Source organism: Mucilaginibacter endophyticus (assembly GCF_003351025.1).
Classification (GTDB): Bacteria; Bacteroidota; Bacteroidia; order Sphingobacteriales; family Sphingobacteriaceae; genus Mucilaginibacter; species Mucilaginibacter endophyticus.
Genome location: NZ_QPCG01000007.1, coordinates 224,468 through 237,827, shown reverse-complemented (window position 1 = coordinate 237,827; position 13,360 = coordinate 224,468). Strand labels below are relative to the sequence as shown.

At 43.9% G+C, this 13,360-nt stretch carries 11 protein-coding genes; 3 read left to right on the top strand and 8 right to left on the bottom strand.

Going from position 1 to position 13,360, the window contains the following annotated elements:
* Window position 1 precedes the first annotated feature (1 nt).
* Together DUL71_RS25530 and hemN are read left to right on the top strand one after the other, a co-directional pair.
* Window positions 2-1,069 carry a 2-hydroxyacid dehydrogenase gene (locus tag DUL71_RS25530; RefSeq protein ID WP_244228833.1) on the top strand — a complete coding sequence of 356 codons (1,068 nt, stop codon included), beginning with the start codon at window positions 2-4 and terminating at the stop codon, window positions 1,067-1,069.
* 11 nt (window positions 1,070-1,080) lie between these two features.
* A complete protein-coding gene (gene hemN / locus DUL71_RS25525) occupies window positions 1,081-2,442 on the top strand; it encodes an oxygen-independent coproporphyrinogen III oxidase (protein WP_114940697.1) in 1,362 nt (453 codons plus the stop codon).
* Window positions 2,443-2,807: 365 nt separating this feature from the next.
* Here hemN and DUL71_RS25520 read toward each other — a convergent pair whose 3' ends face one another.
* From DUL71_RS25520 to DUL71_RS25485, 8 genes are all read right to left on the bottom strand, one after another.
* A complete protein-coding gene (locus DUL71_RS25520; protein WP_114940696.1) occupies window positions 2,808-3,500 on the bottom strand; it encodes a sulfite exporter TauE/SafE family protein in 693 nt (230 codons plus the stop codon).
* Window positions 3,497-3,919, bottom strand: coding sequence for a FixH family protein (locus DUL71_RS25515; RefSeq protein WP_114940695.1), 423 nt, complete (start codon window positions 3,917-3,919; stop codon window positions 3,497-3,499). The genes DUL71_RS25520 and DUL71_RS25515 overlap by 4 nt, the downstream gene beginning before the upstream one ends.
* Window positions 3,920-3,923: 4 nt before the next feature.
* Window positions 3,924-5,297: a cytochrome c oxidase accessory protein CcoG gene (ccoG, locus tag DUL71_RS25510; protein WP_114940694.1), complete on the bottom strand. Its 1,374-nt coding sequence runs from the start codon at window positions 5,295-5,297 to the stop codon at window positions 3,924-3,926.
* Between the two features lie 21 nt (window positions 5,298-5,318).
* Complete coding sequence (locus DUL71_RS25505; RefSeq protein ID WP_114940693.1) at window positions 5,319-6,218, bottom strand: cbb3-type cytochrome c oxidase N-terminal domain-containing protein; 900 nt, start codon at window positions 6,216-6,218, stop codon at window positions 5,319-5,321.
* Complete coding sequence (locus tag DUL71_RS25500) at window positions 6,215-6,406, bottom strand: hypothetical protein (RefSeq protein WP_091206730.1); 192 nt, start codon at window positions 6,404-6,406, stop codon at window positions 6,215-6,217. Before DUL71_RS25500 ends, DUL71_RS25505 begins: the two co-directional genes overlap by 4 nt.
* Window positions 6,407-6,413: 7 nt before the next feature.
* Window positions 6,414-8,540 (bottom strand): cytochrome-c oxidase, cbb3-type subunit I, encoded by a 2,127-nt coding sequence (gene ccoN / locus DUL71_RS25495; protein WP_114940692.1) that lies wholly within the window; start codon window positions 8,538-8,540, stop codon window positions 6,414-6,416.
* 270 nt (window positions 8,541-8,810) lie between these two features.
* On the bottom strand, window positions 8,811-8,969 hold the full coding sequence (gene ccoS / locus DUL71_RS25490) for a cbb3-type cytochrome oxidase assembly protein CcoS (RefSeq protein ID WP_114940691.1): 159 nt from the start codon (window positions 8,967-8,969) through the stop codon (window positions 8,811-8,813).
* A complete protein-coding gene (locus DUL71_RS25485) occupies window positions 8,966-11,356 on the bottom strand; it encodes a heavy metal translocating P-type ATPase (RefSeq protein WP_114940690.1) in 2,391 nt (796 codons plus the stop codon). Before DUL71_RS25485 ends, ccoS begins: the two co-directional genes overlap by 4 nt.
* Window positions 11,357-11,509: 153 nt before the next feature.
* Between DUL71_RS25485 and DUL71_RS25480 the strand changes: the two genes are divergently transcribed.
* Window positions 11,510-13,303: a hypothetical protein gene (locus DUL71_RS25480; protein WP_114940689.1), complete on the top strand. Its 1,794-nt coding sequence runs from the start codon at window positions 11,510-11,512 to the stop codon at window positions 13,301-13,303.
* Window positions 13,304-13,360 lie beyond the last annotated feature (57 nt).

Below are 13,360 nucleotides of genomic sequence, written 5' to 3'. Positions count from 1 at the left end.
CATGCGTTTGTTCAAACCTAATTTTACGCTTGATAAATCATTGCAAATGAAAGCGGTAGCATATAGCATCAAGCCTTTTGAAAAGGAGTTTCTGGCAAAAGCCAATCAAAAAAAACACGACATTACTTTAATATCCAATGCCCTCGCCCCAGATACAGCCGTGTTTGCCGAAGGTAAAGATGCCGTAATTGTTTTTACCAATGATGACGTGTCGGCCCCGGTAATTGAAAAGCTTGCAGGCTTTGGTGTAAAGCTCATTATTACCCGCTCAACCGGCACCGATCATATTGATAAACAAGTCGCGGCTGCATATGGCATCAGTATATCAAATATCCCGTCCTATTCGCCACAGGCTATAGCTGAGCATGCGGTAGCCCTTGCATTCGCGCTAAACCGGCAGATCATCAGGGCCGATGAGCACAGTCATCATTTTGATTTCAGAAATGATGAGTTGATGGGATTTAACTTTTCAGGAAAAACAGTAGGACTAATTGGCCTTGGCAATACGGGCAAAGCTGCAGCGAAGATCTTTGACGGCCTTGGCTGCAATGTAATTGCTTATGATCCGGCATTCCCCGCAGACGCTCCCAATATAAAACCCGTTGCTTTGGATGAACTGCTTGCCACTGCTGATATCATTTCGCTTCATTTACCGCTTACGCCAGGCACCAAACACTTCATCAAAAACGAAACCATCAGCCTCATGAAAAACGGGGTAATGCTGATCAACACTTCAAGAGGTGCGCTCATCCGTACTACCGATGTTATAGCGGCCCTAAAAAGTGGCAAGATTGGCTATCTGGGTTTGGATGTTTATGAATTTGAAAAGGGTTTATTTTTTGAGGATCATGAAGATGATCTTATTAAAGATCCTTTACTGCATAGCTTATTAAATTATCCCAACGTGCTGGTTACCCCGCACCAGGCCTATTTAACCAAAGAAGCCCTGCAGGAAATAGCAGACCAAACCATCCGCAACCTTGATCAGTGGCGACAGAACAAGTGTTCCGGCGAAGCCTGCGTATGCGCCAACAGTTGCCGGAATAATACCATCCACTCAACGCTTTAAGATTTCAGATCATGGAACAATCACTTACAGCCAAATACAATGTGGCTGCTCCCCGCTATACCAGCTACCCAACCATGCCTTATTGGGATACCGATGCATTTAGTAATGACGAATGGATAAAAACAGTAAAACACTCTTTTACAGAAAGTAACACGCAGGATGGTATCAGTATATACATCCATTTACCTTTTTGCGAAAACCTGTGCACCTACTGTGGCTGCAATACACGTATCACCAAAAATCACCGGGTTGAGGAACCGTACATTAAAGCCTTGCTACTGGAATGGGCTATGTACAAGAACATCTTTGGTAAGAAGCCCCTCATCCGCGAAATTCATCTTGGTGGTGGTACTCCCACATTCTTTAGTCCGGCAAATCTTAGAGCGCTGATCAGCGCTATTTTGCTTAATGCAGATATCCATCCGGATGCAAACTTTAGCTTTGAAGCCCACCCTGCTAATACTACGGTTGATCATTTACAGGCCTTATATGATCTTGGTTTCAGGAGGCTGAGCCTGGGCATCCAGGATTTCGACCCTAAAGTTCAGTTTATCATCAACCGCCATCAAACCATAGAACAGATTCAAGCTGTTACCGGCCAGGCACGCCGTATTGGTTATACATCAATCAACTATGATCTTATTTACGGCTTGCCCTTGCAAACCTTACCCGGTTTAGCAGAAACTATGCAACAGGTTGCCGGATTAATGCCCGATAGAATAGCCTTTTACAGCTACGCGCACGTACCATGGATAAAACCCGGCCAGCGCCGGTTTACAGAAAAAGACTTGCCCGATGCAAAGCTTAAGGCTAAGTTATATGAGGTAGGCCGGTCTCTGCTAAAACACTACGGCTACATTGAAATAGGCATGGATCATTTTGCCCTCCCGGGCGATGAATTGCTTTTGGCCGAGCAAAACGGTAACCTGCACCGTAATTTTATGGGGTATACCCATCAGCACACACAGCTATTGATTGGTTTAGGGGTATCCTCTATCAGTGATTCGCAATATGCTTTCGCCCAAAACGTAAAAACAGTTGAGGAATACCTGGGGCTTGTAAAAAATGGCGAGCTACCAGTTTTTAAAGGTCATATCTTAACCAATGATGATATGATCATCCGCAGGCATATTCAGGATATCATGTGTACAGGCCAAACCACCTGGAACCATCATACAGAACCCTGTGAGCCGTTGCTTGAAGGCATTGAACGCCTGCAACCCTTAGCCGACGATGGACTGATAGAACTCAACTCATGGGGCTTGAAGGTTACTCCAACAGGCAAGAACTTTTTACGCAATATTTGTATGGCTATTGATGCCCGGCTATGGGCAAATAAACCTGCTACGCAGTTATTTAGTATGGCGATATGATGAAGAGACTTAGGAATTTTTTAAAGCTTCTTAAGTCTGGATTCAATTGAATAGTTATTACCATTCTTAGGCCTGTCACCCTGAGCAATGTCATTAAGTTAAGAGATTGACAGGCTGCACCAGAGGTGCAAAAGGTTTGTAGATAAACATTATCATAGTTTTTTTTGTGTGCCGTAGGTACACAACTCCGGTGTTCCGTACCTCTGGCACGGTTGTTTTTGGTTATACTATTTCTACAAACCTTTACCCCCGCTGGGGGATTTTCCTTAACTTAATGACATTGCACCCTGAGCCTGTCGAAGGGTCGCGCGCAGAAGCCCCGCCACCATGCTTCGAGAACCTCAGCATGACACTCTTTTAAATTATCATCTGCACACCCCAATACCAGATGATTGCTTTGCAGGGCTCAAATAAGGGATATTCAAATTTAATCCCCGCAACATAAACCAGAACCCAAGGCAAACCATCAGGTAAGGCATTATCTTATTTATTCTGCGCCTGAATACCGGCCCAACAAAACCCGAGCTAACCGTGGCAGCCAGCATCAGCGGAAAAGTTCCTGTTCCAAACCAAAACATGTAGGTTGCTGCATCTACCGGCGAAGGACTATTAACCGCTCCCACCAGCGCCAGGTAAACAAAACCACAAGGCAAAAATCCGTTCAGCAAACCTATAATCAAATGACCGGTCTTGTGCTTCAGGGCATATTGCAGCAGTTTATTAATGGGCGATAATATAGCAGGAAAGCCTTTCATTTGCGATAACCGGCGCAGTTTAAATAAACGAGAGAGACCGGCCATAATAATAAGCGCGCCGCTCAGCAAACTTATCCCCTGCTGCAAACCGTAAAGCCACAATTGTTTACCAACCAAACCAATCAACAATCCTAAAAAGGTATAGGTGATTATCCTGCCAATATTATATAATACTTTATCGGCTATAATAAGCCACCAGCGATTCTGCGAAACAGGTACTGCAAAGGCAAGTGGTCCGCACATACCTATGCAATGGACGCTGCCAAACAGCCCTATAAAAAACGCTATCTCGTTATTGCTCATTTAATGTATACCTCCTTATGGTACAAGTATGATTTTTTACCGCTTTCCCACTCAAATGTTAATTGCCACGGTCCTTTGGCAAGGTCTTTTAGCTCAATTTCAAACAGTTTATCGTCCTTGCTATCAAGCTTAAACGATTTGTCCAAAGCTTTATCAGATGGTCGCATAAAACTTACCTTTCCGGTTATAGGTTCGCTAAAAGTTATCATAAGCCGGTCGGCATTTTGTGATATAGCCGGTTCAGCATGATCTTTACTTACTTGTTCTTCGCGGTCGTGATCTTTATTGAAACTCAATCCTTTTTCATAATACTGATGATCATAGTCATCAACGGGTGCGTTGAACATATAGATGCACATGCTTAGGATAAACAGCATAAATGCCGCCATCCCTGCTATAATTCCTTTTCCCCAATTCATTTGCTTAATCGTTTATTGGTCCTATAAAATTGGTGCTCACTGTTTGGATAACCCGTTTGTCGGCCACCAGCTGTAACCGGATCTTTGTTTTGGCAGAATGGATATGAGATGCAGGCAGCATAACAAAAAACACTGTCTTCTCCGTTCCGCCCCGGATAATAACAGCAGGCGACTGGATATATTTTATTTTGATAGAAGGGTCATCGGCCACGATAGTTACCAGCTTGTTTTTATCCGTTTTATTGATAATCTCCGCGTTATAAATATTGCTGATATAGCCGCCGGGCTGTTGCTGATAGAGCATACCCGCGCTTCGCATAACCGTCATATCCATATCGCTGCGACTAAAAATAAAACAGCTTAATACGCCAACCAGAACAGTGATCACGGCAGTATAAGCCATCATCCTACCAGTAAAAGTTGGCTTCTCTTTAAGCCTGATCATATTTTCGGAGAAATACCCTATCAGGTTGCGGGGCTTGCCTATTTTATCCATTACCTGATCGCAGGCATCAATACAGGCTGTACAGTTAATACATTCTATTTGTGTTCCCTTGCGGATATCGATCCCGGTAGGACAAACCGCCACACACAAACTGCAATCCACACAATCGCCTTTCAAATTAAAAGGGTCGGCAAGCTTGCTTAATTTTCCCCGTGGCTCGCCACGTACATCATCATAAGCCACAACAAGCGTATGTTGATCTATCAAAACACTCTGCAGCCTGCCGTAAGGGCATATCAATGTACAAACCAGTTCACGCACCTGGCTATAAACCAGGTAAAATACCAAGGTAAACACCCAGATACTGGCAAAACCTACCCAATGCAGCGTAATCGGTTCAATTATAATCCGGATCAAATTTTCGCTACCGATGATATAAGCCAGAAAAGTATTGGCTATCAGGAATGATACCAGTATAAACAAAGCATGTTTAAGCGTTTTCTTCGTGATCTTTTCCTTAGTCCAGGGCCCGGCATCCAGTTTTTTACGTTTGTTGGCATCGCCCTCAATCATGATCTCAATTTTGCGAAAAACCATCTCCATGAAAATGGTTTGCGGACAAATCCAACCGCAAAATATCCTACCAAAAGCTATGGTAAACACCACAATGCAAACCAGGAAAACCAACGAAGCCAGCGCGAACAGAAAAATATCCTGCGGCCAAAATACCTGGCCCAACAGCACAAAATGCAGGTTCATAAAATCAAGCAGCAACAATGGTTGCCCGCCGATGCGTAAAAACGGGCCGCTGAAAAAGAAGATGAGATAAAAATAACTCAGCCAGCTTCTCCATTTGTAAAACCTGCCCTTACGCACCAACGGGTACATCCATTGCCGCTTTTTGCTTTCCTTACCCTCCAGTAATCCTTCCATTATTTTAATAATAATATTGCGCTATGCTTTTTTTGTTGCTTTAGCATCGTCATCACTTTCCTTTTCGCCCTGGGCCTCTTTAGCACCCGCGGGGTTAGTACCGTGTAATGATTTGATGTAATTTGCCACATCCGAGATCTGTTTAGGCGATAATTGTTTCTCCCAGGTTGGCATGCCCTTAGCCTGTACACCGTATTTGATGGTCTTAAATACATCATTGATCTTGCCGCCATGCAGCCAGTAATCATCAGTAAGGTTAGGGCCAACAACGCCCTGCGCATGATCGCCGTGGCAAGGCACACAATTTTGCTTAAATATCACTTGCCCCGCGGCCACTACTCCGGGTTCAGCATCTAACTTCACGGTATTTTCGTCGACACGATTGGCGGCTTTACTCAAGTAAGCTTTCTTTGCAATATCCGCCTGTGCCATTTCGGTATTATATTCTTCGTATTGTAGTTGCCCGAAATGAAAAACGTGATAGTTAAGTATGTATCCAACTGCGAAAATGATAGTAGCATAAAACAGGTATGAGAACCAGGCCGGTATCGGGTTATCCAATTCCTGGATTCCATCGTAATCATGTGCAATTAGCAGCTCTTTCTCCTCGGCAAGTGGCCTTAATGAAAGCAGTTTGTTCCAAACCTCAGCCTTTGGTTTCTTAACCTTTTTAGCGGGAGCCAATTCAGCGGCTATCTGCTCTTCAGTATACCCCTGCGATTTCAGGACTACCCTTGCAAGCACCTTAAAGGTTTTGAGCAATACCAGCATGGCTACAACAAATAGTAACAGCATGCCAACTATGATCCAGTAAGCTATTTCATTTTGCAGATCATCAGGGATCAGATTATCGGCAACCGCCATACCCGGCTGCATCAATAATATAAGCGGAATTAGAAATAATATGCGGTAATGTTTCATAACTGATAAGGATTAAATGATTCACCAATGCCATCTTCCAACGGCAAATCGCTCATGTGGTCGATATGTTGTTTCCTGAGGCGGATGAGCAACACAGATACAACAATAAAAAACACCAGGAATATGGCTAATGAAAACAGCAGGTACACCTGGGTACCGTTAACGCTTTCTGTAAATTGTTTAAACATGGCTATTTTATTTATTGGCTGTTTTGTTGGCTTTGATATCTGTTCCGAGGCGTTGTAAGTATGCTATGATGGCAATCACCTCCTTATCATTCTTAATTTTGATATGGTCGGTATAAAGATTGGCAGCAATCTCTTTGGCCTGTTTATCCAAATCGCTGTTGGCAATCCTTTCATAGCCAGGCGCATATGGTACGCCCAGTTTCCGCATCGCGTTTATTTTAGCTATAGTTGTGGTAGTATCAAGTGTTTGGGTTAACAACCAATCGTAATTTGGCATGATACTGCCCGGCGACATCAGCCGCGGATCCATCAGGTGGTTATAATGCCATGCGTTGCCGTACTTTCCTCCTTCGCGGGCCAGGTCTGGACCAGTACGTTTTGATCCCCATAAAAACGGGTGATCGTACACAAACTCGCCTGCTTTGCTATACTCGCCATATCGCTCCGTTTCAGACCGGAAAGGCCTTACCGTTTGAGAGTGGCAGTTTGAACAACCTTCCCTGATGTAAATATCCCTGCCTTGCAACTCAAGCGGCGTATAAGGTTTAACAGCGGCTATAGTTGGGATATTTGATGAAATGGTAAGCGTTGGCATCAGCTCAACAAACGTACCTATCAATATCACTATCAAAGCGGCTATCATGAGCTGAATAGGCTTGCGCTCGAGCGTACGGTGCCATGTGCCATCTTTAGCGGATTTTGGCAATGGTGCCAAAGCCATCGCCTGCGCGGCCTCGTTAGCCACCAGCTTGCCCTGCGTTGCTGTGCGTACAAGGTTATACGCCATTACAATTACACCAAGCAAATAAAATCCGCCGCCTACAGAGCGCATTATGTGCATTGGGATAATGCGCAAGGTGCTTTCCAGGAAGTTTGGATATTTCAGGATACCTTCGGGTGTAAATTCTTTAAGCATTAAGCCTTGCGTAAAGCCAGCCCAATACATCGGCACCGCATAAAATAAGATGCCCAAAGTGCCTATCCAAAAATGAAACGAAGCCATTTTTTTGGAATAGAGCTGAGTTTTGTAAATGCGGGGTATCAACCAGTAAAGTATAGCGAAGGTTAAGAAACCGTTCCAGCCTAAAGCGCCGACGTGCACGTGGGCAATAATCCAATCGGTAAAGTGACCAATGGCGTTAACTTGTTTTAGTGAAAGCATGGGGCCTTCAAAAGTTGCCATACCATAAGCGGTAAGCCCAACCACCATAAACTTAAGGATAACATCATCACGAACTTTATCCCAGGCGCCGCGCAGCGTAAGCAAACCATTGATCATACCTCCCCAGCTTGGTGCTATCAGCATAATGGAAAATGCTATACCTAAAGATTGTGCCCAGCCTGGTAACGTGGTATACAACAAGTGGTGAGGCCCGGCCCAGATGTAAATGAATATCAGCGCCCAAAAGTGCAGGATACTAAGTTTGTATGAGTAAATTGGCCTGTTAGCCATTTTAGGCAAAAAGTAGTACATCATACCCAAATAAGGCGTAGTAAGGAAAAATGCTACCGCATTGTGGCCATACCACCACTGCACAAGGGCATCCTGCACACCGGCATAAACCATATAGCTTTTAAAAGCAGATACCGGCAGCTCAAATGAGTTTACGATATGCAGTACCGCAATGGTAACAAAGGTGGCTATGTAAAACCAGATAGCTACATACAAATGCCTTTCCCGGCGTTTAAATATGGTGCCAAACATATTAATCCCAAATACCACCCAAATCACCGTAATGGCAATATCAATCGGCCATTCAAGCTCGGCATATTCATGAGATGTGGTCAACCCAAGCGGCAATGTAATAACGGCCGAAACGATAATAAGCTGCCAGCCCCAGAAATGGATATTGCTCAGTAAATCGCTGAACATCCTGGCCTTAAGCAAACGTTGCAGTGAATAATAAACCCCCATAAAAATGGCATTACCCACAAAGGCAAATATTACAGCATTGGTGTGGAGCGGCCGGATACGGCCAAAAGTGGTATACTGGTTGCCCATGTTCATCCCCGGACTATACAGCTGTATAGCAACGATGAGGCCCACGGTCATCCCAATTATTCCCCAGATCACGGTGGCTATGCCAAAATTCCGCACGATCTTGTTGTCATAGTAAAATTTTTCGGGCTGCATAAAGTGTTTTTATTATGGTGTAAAACTATTGCCTTGGCGTAAGCGGCAGAATGATGGAGATTGGCGTAAAAGATGACAGATATCACTTTTCGGTATCGGTTACTCACCCCGGCATCGCTACGCTCGCCACCCCTCTCTGCTCCGCAAAGAGGGGATTATATTTTTTATTCTCTTTTCCCTCTTTGCGGAGCAGCCGGAGAGAGGGTGGTCCAGCGAAGCGTAGACCGGGTGAGTCAATATGCAGCAAGATTTTAAATCCTGCATATTTGACTATTTATCATCGGCATCCTCCGAATCGTCCAACAGGATACGCACAGATGGAGTGTACAAATCTTCGTTTTGTCCGGTTCTTTGTGCCCAGAAAAAAGCAGTCAGAAAAATGAGCGCCAGCACCACGCTGCACCCTATCAGAAAATATATAACGCTCATGATAGTTTCCTTTTTTTGGCTGCGAAATGCGTAGCCAGACTGGTGAAAGAAATAATGGTTATCGTACTTACAGGCATCAGGATTGCCGCAAACAGTGGCGAAAGCTTGCCGGTAATGGCGTAGCTTAAACCAATAAAATTATAGGTAAGGGAGATCAGGAATGATGCGTGAATAATCCTGACCGTATCTTTTGAAAACTTCAAAAATGCCGGAAGCTTGCCAAATGACTTGCCATCCATAATGGCATCGCTTCCGGGCGAAAAGTTGTTTACGTTATCCGTAACAGCAATACCAAGGTCACTTTGTTTAAGGGCACCCGCGTCATTCAGCCCGTCGCCTATCATCATTACTTTAGCACCATTCTCCTGCAGCTTGCCTATAAAGTCAAGCTTATCCTGGGGCGACTGGTTAAAAAACAACTTATCGGTAGTTTTAAAAAAACGGATCAATTCAAAACGCTCATGATCCTGATCGCCCGACAAGAGGTATAATTCATAATCAGTTTCGAGGCTATTAATGTTTTTCAAGCCCTCGCGATATTGATGTGCAAAGGCAAAGTATCCTTTATAGTTACCATCTATAGCAACATGAACCTTTGTACCTGCCAATGTATTCCTGCTATATCCTGAAACATGCTGTTCACTGCCAATACGTACCTGATACCCATTAACAGAGGCGGTAATACCCCGGCCTGCAGCTTCCGAAAGGTTGGTTACCGGCAGCCGTTTATGGTTTCCCAGGTACCGGCATATCATCCTGCTAAGCGGGTGATTGGAGTGCATACAAACGTTGTAAACCAATTCGCGTTCTTCGTCACTTAACTGGGCATTTAACTGGATATTATCATTATCACTTGTAGTTATGGTACCCGTTTTATCCATAACAATGGTATCAATAGCCGCCAGCTGTTCAACAACAGCAGTATTTTTTAAATAGAAAAGGTTCCGGTCGAAAATGCTTAGCGCTGCCGACATGGTGAACGGCGTACTCAATGCCAGCGCGCACGGGCAGGCCACAATAAGCACTGCTGTGAAAGCGGCAATTCCCCGGTTTAGATCTGTTGGCAACCAAAACAACAAGGAAGCAATAGCTATAACCAATAAAACAACAGTAAAATACTTGCTCACCTTTTGGTTAAAGGTTTGCATACGGTTATCCTGTTTACGGTTAAAAGCTTCGTTGTTCCAGAGTTGGGTAAGGTAGCTTTGCGATACGGGTTTTATAACTTCAAGTTCAATAGCTTCTCCTGTTTGGCGACCGCCCGCGTAAATAATCTCGCCCCAGGTTTTGTTTATCGGTACGGCTTCGCCGGTAACAAAGCTAAAATCGATGAGCGCGTGCCCTTTCAGTAAAATGGCATCAGCCGGGATGATCTCATTATTGCGGATCAATATCCGGTGCCCGGTCTGCAGATCAGCAAGCGGAACAGGCTTTTCTTTTTCATCAACAACAGTGTTTACAGCTACAGGAAAAAATGAACGATAATCGCGTTCAAAGGATATATGATGATAGGTTTTCTTTTGCACAAACTTACCTACCAGCAAAAAGAACACAAGTCCGCAAAGCGTATCGGCAAAGCCCGCCCCGATATGGGTGGCAACTTCAAAAAAAGTGCGGATAAAAAGTACGGCAATTCCCAGCGCCAGCGGAAAATCAATATTTAACGATTTACGACGCAGGTTTTGCCAGGCAGAAACAAAGTATTCACGGCCGCTGTAAAAAACAACCGGCAAACCGAATAACACATTTAGCCAGCCAAAAAACTGCCTGAACGAATGTTCATACGTCGAAATGCCAAAGTATTCGGGGAAACTCAGCAACATTACATTACCAAAGCAAAATCCTGCCACGGCTATTTTTTGTACCAGCTGATCTTTAGTAGCGGCACTTTGTTCTTTAATAACATCCTGCAAGCTGATCAATGGTTCATACCCTATATCATATAACAGCTCAACCAGTTGCTGCAGGCTTATGCGGTAATGATCAAAGCGGATATTAAGCTGTTTCTTCAAAAAATCTACGCGGCAATAGTGTATAGCAGGATTAATTTTATGGAGCTTTTCCAACAGCCATAAACACGAACTGCAATGAATATGCGGTATATAAAACGTGACCATAGTAACCTGGTCATCGGTATAATCAATAAGCTGACTTACTATAGCCGGTTCTGACAGGTAATCAAAACGCCTGTCAGTACGGGCACGTGTAGCGCCGGGATGGTCATTGTAAGTATAATAATTGCAAAGCTGGCTTTCTGATAGCAGCTGATAAACGCTTTTACAGCCGTGGCAGCAAAAATGCTTATCATCCAAGGTATAAGCTTCGGTTAAACAATCATCACCGCAATGGTAACAGCTTATTTTTTCAATAGTAGGGTTTCCTGTCATGCTTGATATGCTTTCGGGCTCAAAACTGCTCCATAAACGCCGTATAAATAATGATGAGCAATTGCCTAAAAAGTGATACCCGTCAGTTTTTGAGCATTGAACCCTGCATAGTTTTGGCACCGGAACTAATGTTCCATCAAAACAAAAATCTGCATGAGCCATACATTTCATATCCCTGTATTAGGATTAGGATATTCTGTTGATACCCCATTAAAGGTTGCACGTTACGGCATATCGTCGGTTATTTCGATAGTTGATGACGAACTGATTGAAAGAATGCGCGAGTATCATACATTAGATAGCAATCAAATATTTACACCTATCCCTAAATCGGTTCCCGACGCCAGGGCCAAACGGATCACCGCTTACTTAAACCTTGTTCATGAACTGGTAACCCGGCAGTTTGAGAAACTACAAAAAGAGCCGTTTGAACCGGGCACCGATATAACCCGCTACTTTGAACTTTTACCCGATTCATCACAGCTTAAACAAGGCTATGAGTTGATGCTGGAATACCCGGATGGTGAACGCAAGCAGATTTTTCAAAACATCCTGCGTAAAAAAATGATCATTGGCGCTATCGACGTAAATATCATGTCGAAAGTGGATAAGATGAATTTTGATGCCGATGGCAATTATCTGGGCGATGAAAATACAGATGCGCTGGCCGCCTTACGTGGCTTTGTTAACAGTTCGCTTCATTCTTCAATTATCTTATCTGCCGGGATGAACCCCAGACTTTACAGCTACCTGGAAACCTTCAATGAGTTTTTGCCGGATAATGAAGGACATTTCGCCAAACGGATTATCCTCAAGGTGAGTGACTTCCGCTCGGCATTTATACAGGCAAAATTTCTGGCGAAGAAAGGCCTATGGGTGTCGGAATTCAGGGTAGAATCAGGATTAAACTGTGGCGGGCATGCCTTTGCCACCGAAGGCTTTTTACTGGGCCCAATACTGGAAGAGTTTAAAGAGAAACGCGCCGAAATGACTGCCGAACTTTTTGGCTTATATCATGCAGCATTAAGTCAAAAAGGAATAAACGGAAGCATCGTTCCGGCACAACGCCTGAGTGTACAGGGCGGCATAGGCACTGCCGAAGAAAATAATTTCCTGAGGGAGTACTACCAGGTGGATGCAACCGGCTGGGGAAGCCCTTTTTTGCTGGTTCCGGAAACCACCAATGTTGATGAACAAACACTTATGCAGCTTGCCGGCGCCACTACCGATGATTTTTATGTAAGCGAAGCCTCGCCTCTGGGCATATTGTTCAACAATTTCAGGCCAAACAGCATGGAACAATTAAGACTTGAACGCCTGCAAATGAACAGGCCCGGCAGCCCCTGCACCAAGAAATACCTGGTTACAAATACCGAATTTACCGAGCAGCCCATTTGCACTGCTTCAAGAGAATACCAGAACTTAAAAATCAAACAACTGCAATCACTTAACCTGCCCGAGGACGAGTTACAGCAACAGGTTGATTCGGTTACAGAAAAGATCTGCCTTTGTGAAGGGCTATGTACATCGGCCTATATCAAATACGATATTCTTAAACCCAAAGAAACACCGGCAGTAGCTGTATGCCCCGGCCCTAACCTGGCCTACTTCAACAGGTTATACACGCTTGATGAAATGGTAAAACATATTTACGGCAAGCTGGACCTGCTTGATAAAGTAAAACGCCCGCATATGTTCATTAAAGAGATTGAACTTTATATTGATTATTTACAGACAGATATTAAGGCTCATTTAACTACCCTTACCGATAAGAAAAAGAAACAGCTGGATAAATTTAAGGCGCAGTTACAGGATGGCATCAGGTATTATAAGCAGCTATTCAATGAATCCAAGCCATTGGTAACCAAGGATTACCTTAATGAACTATTCACTTTTGAAGACATTTTGAATCGCCTATTGATTCCTTGTAAGGAAGATATTATTTAAATCAATAGCATTTCGGCTATAAGTGAAGAAGGCTGATTTCCTCAGGAAAATCAGCCT